Below are 16684 nucleotides of genomic sequence, written 5' to 3'. Positions count from 1 at the left end.
GCCCCTCGTACTTCACGAAGGACAGAGGCTATCTAGGTACACGACAATATTACTCTCTCTGGTTCATTTCTCGAAAGCATAGGGCTGGATTGGCTATGCAAAGTGTCTCTCTCGCTGTGCTATAGTAAAATCCAGAGCCTTGCCGCTCGCTTGTTTCAGATGAATAAAAGGTGTTTCAACTCTTCAAAAGAAATTCCCAGAAATACCTATTGAAGACGGCAAGCGACTCTATTGTGATTGTAGGCAACACACGAGGAATGTCTGTGAGGGATCTCGATCCAGAACAAGGCGCTGATAGCACTCCCCCGATGGCCGGCACTCAGCAGCGATCCACGCCGGCGGGGAGGCCGAGTCGCCACGACCCGTATCGCGCCCTGCGCTATCGCAACTTTCGCCTGCTCTTCATTGGCATCTTTCTCTCTTCGATCGGCGAGCAGATGGTCACGGTGGCCATCGGCTGGGAACTCTATGACCGCACTCGTTCGGCGCTAGCACTGGGACTGGTCGGTCTGGTCCAGGTGCTGCCGGTGCTCTGCTTTTCGCTGCTAGCTGGCCATCTGGCGGACCGCCTGAACCGACGCCGCATGGTAATGCTGGCTCAGACCGCGCTCGCCCTTGGCTCCCTGGGACTCCTGTTCCTCTCCTGGCAGCGCGGCCCTCTCTGGCTGATCTACGGCTGTCTGCTGATCATGGGGACAGCCACGGCCTTCAATGAGCCGGCCAGCGCCGCTCTGCTGCCGCAGACCCTGCCGCCGGATCTTTATGCCAACGCCGCCACCTGGGAAAGCAGTGCCTGGCAGCTTGCATCGGTTGTCGGGCCGGCCCTGGGCGGCTTCCTGGTAGCCCTCTTCCAGGGTGCCACCCCTATCTATGGCCTCAATGCCCTGGCCATCCTGCTCTTTCTTGGGCTGCTCGCCCTGCTGCGCCTGCGCCCGGCCACATCCAGCCCATCTCAGCATCCAGTCCAGCCCGCGGAGGGGACCCTGCGCTCATTGGCCGAAGGTCTGCGCTTCCTGCGGCGCACCCAGGTCATTCTGGCGGCCATCACGCTCGACCTTTTCGCTGTGCTTTTTGGCGGCGCCACGACTCTACTGCCGATCTACGCGCGCGACATTCTGAACGTCGGGCCAACCGGCCTGGGCTGGCTGCAGGCCGCCCCCTCTATCGGAGCTGTCTGCGTCGCCTTTCTGCTGGCCCATCTGCCGCCCTTTAAGCGCGCCGGGCGTACCTTGCTGTTGGCGGTGGCCGGCTTTGGCCTGGCTACCATTGTCTTCGGCCTCTCGCGCTCCTTCTGGCTCTCGCTCGTGATGCTCTTCATCTTGGGCGGACTCGACAATATCAGCGTTGTCATTCGTGGCACCTTGCTGATGACACGCACGCCAGACCATATGCGTGGGCGCGTGGCAGCGGTGAACACAATCTTCATCGCCGCCTCCAACAAGCTGGGCGGTTTTGAATCGGGTCTAGCGGCCCAGCTCTTCGGCCCTGTACTGGCCGTCGTCGGTGGCGGCCTTGGTACCATTCTGGTGGTGCTCTGTGTAGCCCTCATCTGGCCCGAGATGCGCCGCCTCGGAGCGCTGACGCCCGCGCCAGAGAGCCAGGCTCTTCAGGCCCAGGCTGAACAACTGGCCGGTCAAGTAGAAAGCCGGGCCTAGATAGAGGAGCGCACTGGGGTGGCATGGCCGCTTGCTCCCAGAAAAGCCCGTGCGGGCAGATCAGCCTCTCCCTTGGAGGGATGCTAAGCTGATCTGCCCGCCGAGCAGTAGGGAAGACGTATGCACTATTATCCCATCCCATCCAGACGACCCTGCCAGAGCAGGCGGCTCGGCTCTAGTCGCGGTCAGGTTCCTCTTCCGCCAGCGGGGCCACCTGTAGCCATTCGCCGGCCTCCTCGATGTGGCGCCGCATCACCTGCTCAGCGCGCTGCGGATCACGGGCCCGTAGGGCCTCGATGATCACCTGGTGGCGCTCGGCCAGCTCCTGCGGCGTGCGCTGCGCCATCGCAACGGTCACGAAGGTCGTTGTATAGAGCTGCATGCTGTCCCAATACTGCAGCAGCAGGCGATTACCTGCCGCCTGCACGATCAGACGATGGAAGGCGATATTGGCGGCAGTTTGAGCGTGTAGCTCGTTACGCGCAGCGGCGTCACGCATCTCGTTGAGCAGCTCCTCTAGCTGGTGCAGCGTGGCCTCATCGATGCGCGTGGCCGCTGCATGAGCTGCGACCCCCTCCAGCGCAGCCCGAATCGGATAGAGTTCCAGCAGATCACGCCGCGAGACCCTGCGTACCTGGGTGCCCCGATAAGGCGAGCTGACTACGAAGCCAAGCAGCTCCAGGTCGCGCAGCGCCTCCCGCACCGGCCCCTGACTGACGCCTAGCTCCTGCGCCACACGACTCTCTACGATGCGATCGCCAGGCCGATATTGGCCTTTGATGATGGCATCGATGAGAAATTCCTTGATATCTTCGCGCAAAACGCGCCTGCCCAGAATAGGAGTACGGATGTTCATCGGCGTAGCAATCCCGCACGAATTGGCCCCGTATGCCGGGACACGGCTTCTCACCTGCGAACAGGCACAATCGATTATTGATCATTATAGGTCAGCGCGCAAAAGGGCGTCAAGGTGGAGAAGAAGCGCGCAAGAGCGGCGAACAAGTCCAGGCCTTTTTGCAGCGCTTAATCCGTGTGACGATACTGGGCCACCATGCGAGCTGCCTGCTCATTAGCAGCGGTTGGTGCCCCCTTCTTGAGGAGAATATAGCCGTCTTGCATATCGATCACGCCGTACTCGCCACCGCGGAGGACCGCATCAACGGCCAACTCATAGTCGGCATAGGTCTTGAAGGGATAATAGTAGCCTGGGGCATTGAGCAGGATATAGTCAGCATACCCAGCTCCATAGGGGAAGAGATAGATACTGCGTCGCTCACTCAGATGCGGCACCAGCATCGTCTGTGTTGAGACCGAGGCCTCGGGTGGAATCTCCTGGAGAAAGTGATAGGCAAGACGATCGTGGGCATCTTGTACCGGCCAGATGAAGCCGGCAGCGTAGGGCATGGCGCTATAGACATCGTAGCGGGCAGTCGCTTTGACCGCATGCAGCATTACATAGCTCAGCAAAAGCAGCAGGAAGAGGGCGCGCAGCATGGGCCAGAGCTGCCACTCCACCCGTCTCAAAGGCCAGACAAAAGGGCGCTCGCCTATCGTTTCGGCGGCTAGGAGCGCTCCCCTCCTCACGAGGCGCTCCCACTGATGGCTTCCCCAAGCGACAAGCTGCCTCAGCAGCCAGAGCAGGAGGACTGTCGCTTCGATTGTCGCGAAGATCAGAATCGGGACAATCTCGGCATTGTACTGGTAGCGACCACTGTACATGTTGGGTGAAGAGCTGAGCAGGTTGAGAGCCAGTGTCGGTGAGGCCAGTACCAGGACCCAGGGAGCCAGCAGCGGCAGATAGCCCGCTGGGGTAAGCAGCTTCTGCAGATAGAGAAGATGCTGCGCTTCAAGTACATGCTCGCGCACCACTTGCAGCGGGTGCTGCAGAATTGTCAAAGCAACCTCTAGCGGTGAATCGCCGTATTCGGACCAACGCGAGGCAAGCAGCGAGTGCCCCACGGGACTGGCATAATGGACAACCAGCAGGCCGATGGCCGTCCAGCCGAGGGCCAGCCCGAAAATAATCAGGCCAACGCGCCAGCGCTTCTGAAAGACCGCTATCCACAGCCCCAAGAGGGCGATGACCCCCGCAATCTCTTCTTTGCAGGCCAGTGCCAGAATCACAAAGGCCAGTAGCCAGCCATTGCGCCGTGTGTACATGAAATAGAGGGCAAAGAGTAGCAGAGAGAGCGTCAGCGTCACAGCGTGAAAGTCATAGTCGACGGCGTACTGCTGCGCGGGATAGAGCAGATAGAGCAGGGCAAATGGTACAGCCGCCAGGTCGCTGCGCAGGCGCAGGCGGGCTAGCCAGAAGGCCGGCAACGCCCCTGTGGCGACAACCAGTACTTGCAGAATCAAGAGCGTTTTTGGATCAGCCCAGAAAATATAGAGCGGCACGATTAAAAAAAGAACCGGCTCATAGTGAATGGCAAAGCGATTGATGCCTTCCAGGCCGTAGCAGTTGGTATCGGTCAGGACGTTGCAGATTGTTTGGTGCAGCAGCGCGCCATGCAGGGTGTTCCAGATCGCCTGGTCCATAATGCCCAGGTCTTCACCGTTGGTGACAAAAGCATCCTGCTTGCTGGTCACAAAGATAATGAAGTAGATGCTGTAGGCCAGCGTCGCCACTACTACCAGCCCCAGGGCCAGCCAGAAAGCGCGTCCCCGTGGCAGCGGTTCAGGGGGGGAATAGAGTTCCTTCCCACAGGCCACCCTCCAGCGCCGCAGTCTGAGATGGAGCCATTTGCCGATCTTGTTCATAGGTTAGTATTCCCTTGGGAATGGAGGTCCCTACCATGTAATGGGTGCGAGCTGAGTGGGATAGGCCTCGTCTTCAAAGCGATTGGCTCTGCTATGATAGCATAGATCTTTTCATCCGACCAGTCTTCAGGACAATAGGCTATTGCTTCCTAAGAGGAAACGAGTGACTTCAGGGGCTTTTCCTCTCGATCACTTTCCTCTCCTTTCCAAGCTATTGATTATGATTGAGATACTGATTTTCATTTTGTGTCTTGAGTATCATAAGTAATGGAAGCAGCATGTAAGCTGCTTCTGGGGAAAGTAAGCCGGTGCACGTGATGTGACGCAAGTAAGCCACAGATCGTAGACGCACGAAATCGCCTCCAGTAAGGGGTTGATGCGACGCGCAAGCTGAAGCAAGCACGAGGAGAAGAAGAGCTGCTACTCCGTTCCCGCGCGCCGACGGGCAGTAGACGCCATACCCCTGCTTGCGTATTTGACTGCAGTGGTGAAGGAGACGTGATGATCAACCTCTCTCGCTTGTTGCCCCGAGTAGTGGCAGTCTTGCCCCTGCTACTACTCGGGGGCCTGCTCTTTTGCTCCTGGCTGCTCGGCGGAACTGATAGGGCGCTAGCCTGGGAACCTGCCTCTGCTCGGCAAAGCATAGGCCACGCACTGCGGCCTGTTGCCTACGCTGCTCCGGCAAGCGGTACCGCTGTGTTGACCTTCAAATACAATAATCGGCACAGTGGTCATAACCCGGGGGAGGTTCTGCTGACAACGAGTAATGTCAATGTCAGCACCTTCGGCAAGCGTTTGACTCTGGCCGTCGATGGCCAGGTCTATGCCCAGCCGCTCTATGTGCCCAGTCTGTCGATTCAGGGCCGGGTGCGCAATGTAGTCTTTGTGGCCACTGAACACGATAGTGTCTATGCTTTCGACGCCGATGCCACCAGGCCCGAGCGAGCTTTGTTGTGGCGCACGAGCTTTCTGGGGCGCGGCGTCCAGGTGCCAACTAACCAGGATGTGGCTTGTAACGATCTGGTGCCCGAGATCGGCATCACGGGTACGCCGGTGATCGATGCCGCTACCCGCACGCTCTATGTGGTGGCCTTTACCAAGGAGGGTGGACGTCTGGTCTATCGCCTCCACGCCCTCGATATTGCGACTGGCCAGGAGCGCCAGGGCAGCCCGGTGACCATTCAGGCAAGTGTGCGTGGGTCGGGCGCTGGTAGCCATCGCGGCTTGCTCGCTTTCGATCCCCGCTTCCAACGCCAGCGCGCCGCTCTGGTGCTGGCGAACGGTCAGATCTATATCGCCTGGGGATCGTTCTGCGATAATATGCCTTACCACGGCTGGATTATGAGCTACCAGTATACGGGGAGCGCTTTCCGTCAGATGGCGGTCTTTAACGATACGCCCGACGGGGCACGCGCCGGAATCTGGGGCTCTGGTGGCGCCCTGACCGCCGATGAGCATGGCTTCCTCTATTTTACCAGCGGCAATGGCTCGTTTAATCTCCACCTTGGTGGGCGCAACGCCGGCGATTCGGTGGGCAAGCTTTCGCCCGATCTGCGCCTGGTTGACTATTTTACGCCTTTCAATGAGCGCTGTCTGGACGATGCTGATGCCGATCTCGGCTCAGCCGCTCCCTTGTTACTGCCAACGGTCGGGGAGCTGATCGCTTCGGGGAAAGAGGGACGCATCTATGTCCTGGCGCGCAATCGCTTGGGCCACTACCATACGCTTCCTGATGCCTGCAACCATCAGGGACGCAGCGATGTGGATCAGATTGTGCAAGAGTTTCCACCTACTACCATCGGTGGACTCTTTAGCACACCAGCCTACTGGCGAGGTCCTGATGGCGAGTATGTCTACTTTGCCAGCGTGAATCGTCCGGTGGTCGCCTATCGGCTGGTCAATGGCCGCCTGTCTTCGCGGCCAGTCTCAGCTACGCCGGAGGAGCTGCCTTTCCCGGGCGCCAATGTGGTGGTGACTTCCAGTGGCAACCGCGCCGGTACGGGTATCCTTTGGCTGGTTGATCCGCGCGGCGTGTTGCGGGCCTACGACGCCAGCAATCTGGCCCACGAGCTGTACAGCAGCGACCAAAGCCCTGAGCGCGACGCTTTGCCAGGCTACGTGAAGTTCAGTGTACCGACGGTGGCCGATGGGCGGGTCTTTGTACCGAGTGGGAAGGCACTGGTGATCTACGGCCTCCTGCCTACGGTGCGGCTGCTGCCTTCCCCAGGTCACGAACAGGGAAGCCCCCAGCATCCAGAGCCGCATACGCTGCAGCCGCTACGTCTGCCCCACCCCGGACCACAGACGCCGCCCGGCCCCCAGGGACGGCCTGGTCCTCAGTCAGAGCCGGGACCAGGTCATCAGCCGGCCAGTGGCTTGAGGCCGGGGCCTCGGGCCTTGAGCGCACTGGCGGCTCCTGGTGCTCTGGCCACACCTGTGGCAGCGACAGCAGCGGCGCGCACTGGCTCGGTAGCCAGCGATACGGCGCCCGCTTACAATAATGTGGGCGTGAGCAATGATGAACGCCCAACAGCGGCCAACTTTGATCAAGGGGGCAACAGCTATTCGGCGCAGGCCCTCCAGCGAGCTGGCGTCAATCCTGGCGACCATGTCTTTGCTGGCGGTTTCGTCTTCGTGTGGCCCAATGTGCTTTCGGGCGAACCGGACAACTATGTGGCGGCAGGCCAGACCTTGCCGGTGGAGCATCAGCCGCGTGCAAAGTTGCTTGGCCTGCTGGGGGCGGCTGATCATGGCCCGGCTCGCGGTCAGCTCGTGATCACCTTTACCGATGGGACAACGCTGACGGTCCCCATCGCCTTCAGTGACTGGACCCTTGACGGTGGCGGCTCGCGCCCTCTGCCGGGTAGTCCACAGGCGGTGAGTATGCCCTACTTTAATAGTCCCAGTGGTCCAGTTCAGATGAAGTGCTACTTGTTCTATGTCAGCATTGCCCTGCCACAGGGGAAGACGGTGAAAAGCGTCACCTTGCCGGCAGCGGTGAGCGGCGGCAGAATGCACGTCTTCGCCGTTGCGCTGCAATAGTTCCAGTGTTTTGCTCTCGCTTGCTGACGCTTGCTGCTTAGCAGACCCACCCCATAGCGAGCGTCGTTCACCCCGGCTGGAAGGGTAGCGGGGGGAGCCAGCAAGGAGGCTGCTCACCTCGTTACCCTTCCTGGCGTTGTGGGCCTCGCCAGCGCAATCCCCTGTTCTTACTCTCCTGTCGCGTCCACTGGGCCGCCTGTCTCCGGCCCTGCCTGGCGGCTTTGCTCCGCGAAAGGATAGCGGCCCAGGAGCTGGACCAGGTAGCGCCCAACGATGTCGCTTTCGAGGTTGAGCAGGCAACCCGGGCGCAGGCGGCCAAGGTTGGTGTGGAACCGCGTGTAGGGGATGAGGGCAATCGAGAAGCGGTCGTCCTGGCAGGTGACCACTGTGAGGCTGACGCCGTTGAGGGCTACGAAGCCCTTGGGCACAATGTAGGGCCGCAGGGCAGCGGGCAGGGCAATTTCGCAGACGAGGGAGTTGCCTTCTTCATGCGTGCTGAGTACAGGGACGACGGCTTCGACGTGCCCTTGAACGATGTGCCCGCCAAAGCGTCCTCCTACGGGAAGCGAGCGCTCTAGATTGACAGCGCGTTCGTCTTGCCCGCTCCTTTCCTCTCGGATGAGGGTGGCGAAGCGTGTGCGGCGTAGGGTTTCGGGCATGAGTTCAACCCGTAGCCAGTGCTCGCCGCGCGCGACGACTGTGAGGCAGGCGCCATCAACGGCGATGCTGTCGCCGACTTGGACCTCAGGCCAATTGGTTGGTAGAACGATCTCTAGAGCGGTGGCGCTGGCTGCGATAATGTCACCCACGGCTTCGACAATGCCGGTAAACATCTTTCCTAGCTGCTCCTTTCGCCCCGATTCTGGCCGGGCTGATCCTGACTCTGAGCCTGCTCAGGATCAGGAGAGCGGAGACGTCGCAGGGTGCAGGCCAGCTCGATGGCGGCTAAGGCACATTCGGCGGCCCGGGGAATGCGTGCCTGAGCCTGAAGGCGATTGGAGGCGCAGATGACGCCAAAGATGACCGGCAGGCCGCTTTCCAGAGCGACGCGCTGCAGGCCCCGAGCGGCGGCATCACCGACAAGGACATCGTGGCGCGTCTCGCCTTTCATGACGCAGCCCAGACAGATGATGGCGTCGTAGCGTTGGCTGGCCGCTAGGGCCTGGGCTAGCAAAGGTAATTCGAAGGAGCCGGGCGCCGGCCAGGTGTCGATGTCCTTAGCGGCGACGCCATGAGCGATGAGGCTGCGGCGCGCTATCTCTTGCATGGCCCCGGTGATCTGCGGATGGTAGCGGGCGACGGCAAGCGCGATGCGTAGTCCGCTGCCATCGGGTCGCATTTCAGGGCTGGCAGCTTCTGACATGGTGCACCTCCTCTGTTGACTTTCCACGCTGGCCTGTTTGCTCGACGGCTTCAGCCGGAAACGGCACAGGTAGGGCCGTGAGTAGATGGCCAAGACGCCGGTGTCGGACTTCAAGATAGGCGCGGTTGCTCTCGCCAGCGGCGATCTCCAAGGGGAGACGCTCGACCTGAAAGCCAGCACTTTGCAGAGCCTGGAGCTTGGCCGGATTGTTCGTCAGCAGGCGCAGGCGGCGCAGGCCCAGCTCCGCCAGAATAGCCACGGCCTCGTCATAGGAGCGGGCATCGGCAGGGTAGCCGAGACGCTCATTGGCTTCAACAGTATCGCAGCCGTTGTCTTGGAGGCGATAGGCATGCAGCTTACCAGCCAGGCCGATGCCTCGCCCTTCCTGGGGCAGATAGAGCAGCAGGCCCCGCCCTTCGTGGCCAATCAGCGTCAGGGCCTGCTTGAGCTGGGCCTGACAGTCGCAGCGTTGTGAGCCGAAGACCTCGCCGGTGGTGCAGGCCGAATGGAGGCGTACGAGCGGCGGGACCTCGCCGCTCCCTAGCTCCCCTAGAACGAGGGCCAGGTAGTCGCGCGCCTGACGGGTGTCGCGGTAATGCCGGAGGCGAAAGTCCCCTTCCGGGAGCGGCAGACGCGTCTCATTGACCAGCATCACGCGTTGCTCGCGCCGAAAGCGCGCGATGGCCTCAATGGTAAGGAGACCCAGGCCATGACGCCGGGCGAAGTCCAGCAAGGTCGGGCCACGGGCCGGCTCACCTTGCTCATCGAGCACCTCACAGATGACGGCCCCCGGCTCCAGACCAGCCAGGCGCATGAGGTCGACCGCTCCCTCAGTATGACCGCGCCGTCCAAGAGTGCCGGCTGGATGGGCTCGCAGCGGAAAGAGATGGCCCGGACGCGCGAAATCCTCCGGTTGTGCAGTCGGGTCGACGAGTAGACGAGCGGTCAGAGCACGGTCACGGGCAGAGACACCGGTCGTTGTGCCGCGACGCGCATCAACTGAGGCCGTAAAGGCTGTGTCCTGTAGCGGGGCATTGGCGCGCTCAGCCAGAGGGATCGCCAGCGCATCGAGTCGCTCGCCAGCCAGGGCCACACAGAGCAGACCGCGGGCCTGTTGCAGCATAAAATTGATGCGCTCGGCAGTAGCAAATTGGGCTGCCAGGCAAAGATCAGCCTCGTGTTCGCGCGTCTCATCGTCGCAGAGCAGCACCATCTGCCCGGCTTGCACTCGGCGCACAGCAGCAGGTACGGATAGCCACAGGTCAGCAGTTGCTAATGGTTGACTTGCTTGCATCACAGGCTTGCTCGCTTTCGTGCATGTTCTGATCAGATCGCTTTCTCGGCTTCCGGGCTTAGCCCGAGGCCCGCGGCAGGAAGGCGATAGGAGACTTCGCCTTCGATCAGCAGGTCGTTGCCCAGCGACCGGATACGGCGATGGCAGAGAGTAGCCGCCAGCTTGAGATAGGGCAGGCCCTGACCGGCGAGGGGAACCGGAGCGCTGGCGCCACCGATGAGGGTAGGCGCGACGATGACGGCAACCCGATCAATGCAACCGCAGTCGAAGGCGCTGCCCGTGAGAGCAGCCCCGCCTTCGAGGAGGATATGCATCAGGCCCTCGCTGGCCAGACGCTGCAGCGCCAGTCTCAGATCAACTCGTCCCGTTGGCTCGCAGGGCACTTCGATGAGGCGCACACCCGGACGAGCCAGGGCAGCGCGCCGTTCCGCGGGAACCTGCTCGCCGATCAGCAGCCAGGTCTCTGCCTCCTCGGGCGTGTTGAGCAGCCGTAGCTGCGGCGCAAGCAGACCGCTGCCAGTGATAATCAGCCGTCGCGGTGGCTGGAGACGCGCTCTGCGTTGGCTGCCGGCGCCCAGACGCACGGTGAGCAGGGGATCGTCGCGGCGCGCCGTGCCAGCGCCGATGAGAATGGCGTCGACACGATCGCGTAGGGCATGGGCCCAGGCCCGGGCCTGGGGTCCACTGATCCAGAAGGCGTCTCCGGTACGGGCGGCAATCTTGCCATCAAGGGTCATTGCCCATTTGGCCGTGACGTAGGGACGCTGGGCGCGGATAAAGGTGGCAAAGGGACGCAGTAGCTCGCGCGCCTGCCGGGCCAGCGGGTCCTCTTCGTCTAGCAGCTCGACCAGCAGGCCAGCCCGGCGAAGTTGTTCCAGCCCGCGCCCATCGACGCGCGGATTGGGATCGCGCGCCGCCACAACGACCCGCCGTACGCCTGCCGCAATGAGAGCGGTGGTGCAGGGAGGCGTGTGCAGGGCGATGCAGCACGGCTCAAGCGTCACATAGAGATCGGCCCCCTGGGCCCGGGAACCAGCCGCGCTGAGAGCAAGAGCCTCGGCATGCGGTCCATAGGGCGGGGCCGTCGCCCCCTGGCCTACGATTTGCCCATTGTGCACCAGTATTGCTCCTACGGGCGGGCGCGGACTGGTGCGCCCCTCGACAGAGCGCGCCAGGGCAAGCGCTCGTCTCATTATCTGACGCTTCTGCTCGTTGAGCACGGCAAATCTCCGATCATCATCAGGCATGGCACTCCTCCAAGGCAGAGAGCATCAGTGGCTCCCCATCGCCAGCAGCAGGGACAAGTGTGGCAACAGTTTCGCCGGCCGCCTCCGTCTCAGGTGGTGCCGAAGCTGGTAGCAGCGTTTCAATCAGGCGCTGCACCTGGCCACCCTGGGCCGCTAACAGGAAGCTGTTCAGGAGGGCACGATGATCTTCGGGCTTCACGCTGAAGCGCGTCCGCGCTTGGGCGACGCGCAGGCGCGCCCGATGCAGGAGCTGGCGGCAGGCGCTGGCGCTCCTGTTGAGCAGGCTGGCAATTTCTTCGTAGGAACAGGCAAAGGCTTCGTGGAGCAGAAAAACGGCCCGCTCGGCAGGGCTGAGGCGCTCCTGAAGCAGCCAGAGCGCATGCGCCAGCGCTTCACGCTGTTCGAGGGTTTCAATCACCAGCGCTTCTGGCTCCGCCGCTGGCCCTTCCACTGGAGCTGCTGGCCAGAGGCCAAGGGGTTGCTCGCGCTGCACGCGGGCCGACTTGAGGCGATCCAGGCAGAGGCGCGTCACAATCGTCAGCAGATAGGCGCGTAGCGAGCCGATCTGCTGCGACGCTGCCGTCGCGTAGCGGATATAGCTTTCCTGTAAAATATCTTCGATCTCATCGCTGCTGCCCAGCAGACTACGCGCAGTAGCGAGAAGCAGAGGATAATAGCGATTGAACTCTTCCAATCGTCAGTCTTCTCCTATCGGACTATACCGTCGGCCCTGGAACTTCCCCAGGTCATGCCCCAGCGCCGCCATGCGACAGCCAGCGCGGGGGCGTACGGGCTATACCGCCGATCGGGAATTGGGAGAGGCCATTGCCCTGCATCGTGGGCATCGGCCTGGCTCCCTCACCCTGCCCCGAAGACAGCGTTCTCTTTTTTGTTCTACTAAAGGAGACGAGTAGGGTCCCTTTTCTGTGACAGCCCTTCCGTCTGCAGTCCGGCAGCAACACGCTTGATTTCCCAGAGGCGACAATGCTACGATTGAACTAAGCTTCAGGGGAGGGGGAAAGGGCTGCCCGCTCGCTCCCTTCGCTGGCCTTGCCTTGCTTTGCCTCGCCTCGCTGGCCACAAGGAGGAACCGCCTATGACCGAGCCTCAGCCACCTCAGACGCAGCAACAGCCGCCTACCGGTGATGCGGAAGGGCTGCGCGCCTCGTCTAGCAATGGAGCAGCCCCACTGGTCCCGCCGGCTAGTGGTCAGCAGAGTCAGAGCCGTGTCTCTGCTCAGGCCATGCCCCGCGACTACCAGTACTACCGCGAGGTGTTCCGCGGTCAGCAGATGCCTTTTGCCTATCTTGATCTGGACTTACTAGAGGAGAACATTCGGCTGACGCGCGACCGCGCTGGCGGCAAGCGGATACGCATCGCCTCCAAATCGTTGCGCAGCGTTGCCATCATCAAGCATATCCTGGCCGCCGAATCGACCTTTCAGGGGATCATGGCCTTTACAGCTCGCGAGGCGGCCTATCTGGCTCGCCAGGGCCTGGACGATCTCTTGATTGGCTATCCCACCTGGCATGAGGAGGACATCGCTACTGTGGCGCGCGCTACGGCAGAGGGGGCCCACATTACGCTGATGGTTGATAGCCTGGCTCACGTGGAGCGCATCGAGACCATTGCTCGCCGCTACGGTGTGCGCTTGCCCCTCTGCCTCGATATCGACATGTCTGTCGACTTTCCTGGACTGCATTTCGGCGTCTGGCGTTCGCCGCTGCGCACGGTGGAACAGGTGCGTCCTGTCATCGCACGTATCATGTCCTCTCCTCATGTCTGGCTTGACGGCATCATGGGCTATGAGGCCCAGATTGCCGGGGTTGGCGATCGCTACCCGCGCCAGGTGTTGAAAAACGCCCTGGTGACCTGGCTCAAGCGTCGCTCTTTAAGGGAGATCGCCGCGCGCCGCTCTGCCCTGGTGGCGCTCATCAGGGAGTATGCTCCCCAGGTGCGCTTTGTCAACGGCGGCGGCACCGGCAGCGTGCATACTACGCGCCTGGAAGACTGCGTCAGCGAGATCACAGTTGGCTCGGCTTTCTATGGCCCGGCCCTTTTTGATCACTACCGTGACTTCCGCTATCAACCGGCGGCAGGCTTCGCCATTGAGATTGTGCGCCGCCCGCATCCGCAGATCTATACCTGCCTTGGCGGGGGCTATGTCGCCTCCGGAGCTGCCGGCAGGGATAAGCTGCCGCAGCCTTACCTGCCCGAGGGTGCTCAGCTCATCACCACCGAGGGCGCCGGTGAGGTTCAAACGCCTATCCGCTACAGCGGTTCTATCGCGCTCTCTCTCGGCGACCCGATCTTCCTGCGCCACGCGAAGGCCGGCGAGCTGTGCGAGCGCTTCACACACCTGCTGTTGGTTCGTAATGGCACTGTTGTCGACTCGGTCACTACTTACCGCGGCGATGGTCAATGCTTCCTCTGAACCTGGGCCGCCGGCTCAAGCTTAGCACAAGCGCGAATGGCTCAGCAGCTCAGCGTTCGAGCAGGTATATTCCAGCGTTGCTACCCTCTATCAGCGGTAAGCTTAATAAGCCATCAGAAATCTGCTACTTGAAATGGAGGAGCTGGCCATGATTGGCGGAGAGAAAGCGAGCTGGCGGAACTGGTCAGGCACCGTTGCCTGCCGGGCAGAGATCATAAGACCGGCCAGTCTTGAAGAGTTAGTCAGGACGGTCGCCGAGTGTGCCCGTGCCGGGCGCCATCTGCGCGTCGCTGGCGCTGGCCATTCGTTTACGCCTCTTGTTGAGAGCGACGATGTCCTGCTCTCTCTGGACCATTTGCAGGGTCTGGAGAAGGTGGATCACGAGCGCGGTACGGCGGTTGTGCTGGCGGGCACACGCCTTGGACGCTTGGGGGAGCTGCTGCTTGCTCACGGCCTCGCACAGGAGAATCTGGGCGACATCGATGTCCAGAGCATCGCTGGCGCGATCAGTACCGGCACCCACGGCACAGGTATCCGCTTCGGCTCGCTGGCCACTCAGGTTGTGGGCTTGACCTTGGTGACAGCCAGTGGCGACCTTGTCGAATGCTCCGCAGAGGAAAACTGCGATCTCTTTAAGGCCGCTCAGGTCTCTCTGGGCGCCCTGGGCGTTATCGCCAAGGTGACGCTGCGCGTCGTGCCGGCTCGCCCTCTGCATTATATTGGCCGCCGGGCCTCACTGCAGGAATGCCTGGACAATCTGGAGCGCTACCGCGAGGAAAACGAGCACTTCGAGTTTTTCTGGTTCCCATACACACCCTGGGTGCAAGCCAAATGGATCAATACGACTGCGGAGGCTGTGCCCGAGAGCAGTCGCTGGGGCCGACTGTGGAGCAACGTGAACCAGCTCGTACTGGAGAACGGCGTCTTCTGGCTGCTGTCGGAGGCCAATCGCCTGGTGCCGGCTCTCTCGGCAACCGTCAGCCGCATCTCTGCTTTGGGCGTGGCCAGCGTCGACGAAATCGATTATCCTCATCGCATCTTTGCTACGCCGCGCCTGGTGCGCTTTGTCGAAATGGAGTATAGCATCCCTGCCGCTCAGCTACGTCCGGTGCTGGAAGAGATTCGCGCCTGCATCGAGGAGCATCGTTTTAAGGTGCATTTCCCTGTCGAGTGCCGCTTTGTCAGGGGTGACGATATCTGGCTCAGCCCAGCCTATGGGCGCGACTCGGCCTATGTGGCGGTGCATATGTATAAGGGGATGGAGTACAAGCCCTATTTCCGCCACGTGGAGGCCATTTTCCGCCGCTACGAGGGGCGCCCGCACTGGGGCAAGATTCATACGCGTCGCCCTGATGAGCTGGCCGCTCTCTATCCGCGCTGGCATGATTTCCGCCGCCTGCGCGCGCAGCTTGATCCCCAGGGCATCTTTTTGAATGCCTACCTGCGCGAGCTGTTCGCCGCCGATGAGCCACTGCCCGCTCCGACCAGCCAGCCGGGCCGAGATATCTCTTAGCCCACGGATGATCCGAGTGTGATCGTGCCATGCTCGTTCACCTGCCATTCCCCTGCTCACTGGTTCCACTTTCTTTGGTAGGCCACAGGGCCAGAGGAGCCGGCAGTGTGATCTAGTTCACAAATCTGCTGTGAGCTGTTTCATTGTCGGCTCCCAGCCGCGACAGGCATACTTGTTTCTGAAAGCAGGTCTCCGCCAAGGTTTGCGGTACCTGCTTCTCAGTTTCCTTCCTGTCTGGCCCGATAGAGGCGGGATATGATTCTGTACACTGTCTCTTGCCATGTCTCTTATACTCTCTTTTAAAGCATCCCTCTAAAAATAAGGAAAATAAATCCTAATGCTTATTAGCAAGCCTTCTAAAAACAAGCAGCCTGCCTTATCGCGCCTTTTCGTTTCTGTGCTTGGTTTGCTCAGCCTGGCGCTGACAGCCTGGCTCTTACCAGGCAGCGGAGTCGGTTTTGCACAAGGTCAGGCCCAGGCTGCGCCCCAGGCTGCACCGATGGTCCAGGGTCAAGTGGCTGGTGCCTCTTCGTCGGGTGGCTATCTGATCAAGGTCTTCTTCTCGCGCTATCCTGTCTCTGTGGAGACGAATCCAGCCGCCGTCTATCCTGTGCAGCGCATCTCGCCGACGCTGGCGGTGGCCACTTTCGCCCTGCAGATGCTGATCGCCGGACCCACGCCCAGCGAGCGCAGTGTTGGTCTCTTCAGTGAGCTGAATACGCTACTCAGCGGCCCTTCAGACTGCACGGCTCCGCTGCCGGTCGGCGGCCCCGATTTCATCCTGATGCTGAACCAGCGTGGTTATCGTAGCGAGCTAGGCACGGCCACGGTACGCTTCTGCCGTCAGCTCAGCTCACCTGGTACTGGGGCTGATGCGCGTGTGCAGGCTGAAATCACGGCCACCCTACGCCAGTTCTCTAGCATTCGTAGGGTCGTGATCCTGACGCGCGATGGTCACTGCTTTGGCGACGAGAGTGGACTTGATCGCTGCCTGAGCTAAGGCAAGGCCAACGGGCTGGCGCTGCGGTTTGTTGCTCTGGCTAAAGAAAGAGGGGCACATTCACAGCGAGAGAGGCTCTGGATCGCAGAGCAGAAGCCAACGGACTCATCTCTCTTTACGCTGTGCTCCTTTCCTGTCTTGTACAGGGGGACTGCTTCCCTACGCAACGCAGGAGAGCCGTCTCATCCCGCGTGGATGGGACGGCTCTCTGTCCTCTGTACCTGTAGTGGAAGAGGGGAATCTTGAGATCAGTGACACCGGCCAGGGCGCTCCTCAGCCCAGCGCTAGGCTGAGGAGCGCCGCCAATCCTCCCCCTCAGGGGGACGACCCGAAGGAAGAAGCCCCGCTAGGGAATGACGCTAGCTTGGAAGACGCC

General features: G+C 61.3%; 12 protein-coding genes. 5 read left to right on the top strand and 7 right to left on the bottom strand.

Annotated elements, in window-relative coordinates:
- Positions 1–263: 263 nt before the first annotated feature.
- Positions 264–1655: an MFS transporter gene (locus IRZ24_RS07170; RefSeq protein ID WP_297161758.1), complete on the top strand. Its 1392-nt coding sequence runs from the start codon at positions 264–266 to the stop codon at positions 1653–1655.
- Positions 1656–1830: 175 nt separating this feature from the next.
- Here IRZ24_RS07170 and IRZ24_RS07165 read toward each other — a convergent pair whose 3' ends face one another.
- Together IRZ24_RS07165 and IRZ24_RS07160 are read right to left on the bottom strand one after the other, a co-directional pair.
- On the bottom strand, positions 1831–2511 hold the full coding sequence (locus IRZ24_RS07165; RefSeq protein WP_297161756.1) for a GntR family transcriptional regulator: 681 nt from the start codon (positions 2509–2511) through the stop codon (positions 1831–1833).
- A gap of 167 nt (positions 2512–2678) precedes the next feature.
- Positions 2679–4415, bottom strand: coding sequence for a DUF2079 domain-containing protein (locus IRZ24_RS07160; protein WP_297161753.1), 1737 nt, complete (start codon positions 4413–4415; stop codon positions 2679–2681).
- Positions 4416–4916: 501 nt separating this feature from the next.
- Between IRZ24_RS07160 and IRZ24_RS07155 the strand changes: the two genes are divergently transcribed.
- Positions 4917–7457 (top strand): hypothetical protein, encoded by a 2541-nt coding sequence (locus IRZ24_RS07155; protein WP_297161750.1) that lies wholly within the window; start codon positions 4917–4919, stop codon positions 7455–7457.
- Between the two features lie 167 nt (positions 7458–7624).
- Here the strand turns inward: IRZ24_RS07155 and IRZ24_RS07150 are convergent, their stop codons facing one another.
- Genes IRZ24_RS07150 through IRZ24_RS07130 form a run of 5 tightly spaced genes read right to left on the bottom strand, consistent with a single transcriptional unit; the run spans position 7625 to position 12055 of the window.
- Positions 7625–8290: a riboflavin synthase gene (locus tag IRZ24_RS07150; protein ID WP_297161747.1), complete on the bottom strand. Its 666-nt coding sequence runs from the start codon at positions 8288–8290 to the stop codon at positions 7625–7627.
- A gap of 5 nt (positions 8291–8295) precedes the next feature.
- Positions 8296–8820, bottom strand: a complete 525-nt coding sequence (ribH, locus tag IRZ24_RS07145; protein WP_297161744.1) for a 6,7-dimethyl-8-ribityllumazine synthase — start codon at positions 8818–8820, stop codon at positions 8296–8298.
- Positions 8798–10114, bottom strand: a complete 1317-nt coding sequence (ribA, locus tag IRZ24_RS07140) for a GTP cyclohydrolase II (protein ID WP_297161741.1) — start codon at positions 10112–10114, stop codon at positions 8798–8800. Before ribA ends, ribH begins: the two co-directional genes overlap by 23 nt.
- Positions 10115–10146: 32 nt before the next feature.
- Positions 10147–11361 (bottom strand): bifunctional diaminohydroxyphosphoribosylaminopyrimidine deaminase/5-amino-6-(5-phosphoribosylamino)uracil reductase RibD, encoded by a 1215-nt coding sequence (gene ribD, locus IRZ24_RS07135; RefSeq protein ID WP_297161738.1) that lies wholly within the window; start codon positions 11359–11361, stop codon positions 10147–10149.
- Positions 11354–12055 carry a sigma-70 family RNA polymerase sigma factor gene (locus IRZ24_RS07130; protein ID WP_297161735.1) on the bottom strand — a complete coding sequence of 234 codons (702 nt, stop codon included), beginning with the start codon at positions 12053–12055 and terminating at the stop codon, positions 11354–11356. Before IRZ24_RS07130 ends, ribD begins: the two co-directional genes overlap by 8 nt.
- A 549-nt stretch (positions 12056–12604) precedes the next feature.
- On the opposite strand from IRZ24_RS07130, the gene IRZ24_RS07125 reads away from it, so the two are divergent.
- The 3 genes from IRZ24_RS07125 to IRZ24_RS07115 all read left to right on the top strand — a co-directional run bounded on the left by IRZ24_RS07125 (position 12605) and on the right by IRZ24_RS07115 (position 16308).
- Positions 12605–13795 carry an amino acid deaminase/aldolase gene (locus IRZ24_RS07125; protein ID WP_366914252.1) on the top strand — a complete coding sequence of 397 codons (1191 nt, stop codon included), beginning with the start codon at positions 12605–12607 and terminating at the stop codon, positions 13793–13795.
- Positions 13796–13943: 148 nt separating this feature from the next.
- Positions 13944–15308, top strand: coding sequence for a D-arabinono-1,4-lactone oxidase (locus IRZ24_RS07120; RefSeq protein ID WP_297161729.1), 1365 nt, complete (start codon positions 13944–13946; stop codon positions 15306–15308).
- A gap of 337 nt (positions 15309–15645) precedes the next feature.
- Positions 15646–16308, top strand: a complete 663-nt coding sequence (locus IRZ24_RS07115) for a hypothetical protein (protein WP_297161726.1) — start codon at positions 15646–15648, stop codon at positions 16306–16308.
- The last annotated feature ends 376 nt before the right edge of the window (positions 16309–16684 follow it).

This window comes from Thermogemmatispora sp., from assembly GCF_019683755.1.
In the GTDB taxonomy this organism is placed as follows: Bacteria; Chloroflexota; Ktedonobacteria; order Ktedonobacterales; family Ktedonobacteraceae; genus Thermogemmatispora.
The sequence above is the reverse complement of the archived record's forward strand: the minus strand, read 5'-3'. Positions and strand labels throughout refer to the sequence as shown.

Excerpts from the sequence above, each read along its gene's own strand:
- IRZ24_RS07165 (WP_297161756.1), bottom strand. The coding sequence starts at position 2,511 with ATGAACATCCGTACTCCTATTCTGGGCAGGCGCGTTTTGCGCGAAGAT.
- IRZ24_RS07160 (WP_297161753.1), bottom strand. The coding sequence starts at position 4,415 with ATGAACAAGATCGGCAAATGGCTCCATCTCAGACTGCGGCGCTGGAGG.
- IRZ24_RS07155 (WP_297161750.1), top strand. The coding sequence starts at position 4,917 with ATGATCAACCTCTCTCGCTTGTTGCCCCGAGTAGTGGCAGTCTTGCCC.
- IRZ24_RS07150 (WP_297161747.1), bottom strand. The coding sequence starts at position 8,290 with ATGTTTACCGGCATTGTCGAAGCCGTGGGTGACATTATCGCAGCCAGC.
- ribH (WP_297161744.1), bottom strand. The coding sequence starts at position 8,820 with ATGTCAGAAGCTGCCAGCCCTGAAATGCGACCCGATGGCAGCGGACTA.
- ribA (WP_297161741.1), bottom strand. The coding sequence starts at position 10,114 with ATGCAAGCAAGTCAACCATTAGCAACTGCTGACCTGTGGCTATCCGTA.
- ribD (WP_297161738.1), bottom strand. The coding sequence starts at position 11,361 with ATGCCTGATGATGATCGGAGATTTGCCGTGCTCAACGAGCAGAAGCGT.
- IRZ24_RS07125 (WP_366914252.1), top strand. The coding sequence starts at position 12,605 with ATGCCCCGCGACTACCAGTACTACCGCGAGGTGTTCCGCGGTCAGCAG.
- IRZ24_RS07120 (WP_297161729.1), top strand. The coding sequence starts at position 13,944 with ATGATTGGCGGAGAGAAAGCGAGCTGGCGGAACTGGTCAGGCACCGTT.
- IRZ24_RS07115 (WP_297161726.1), top strand. The coding sequence starts at position 15,646 with ATGCTTATTAGCAAGCCTTCTAAAAACAAGCAGCCTGCCTTATCGCGC.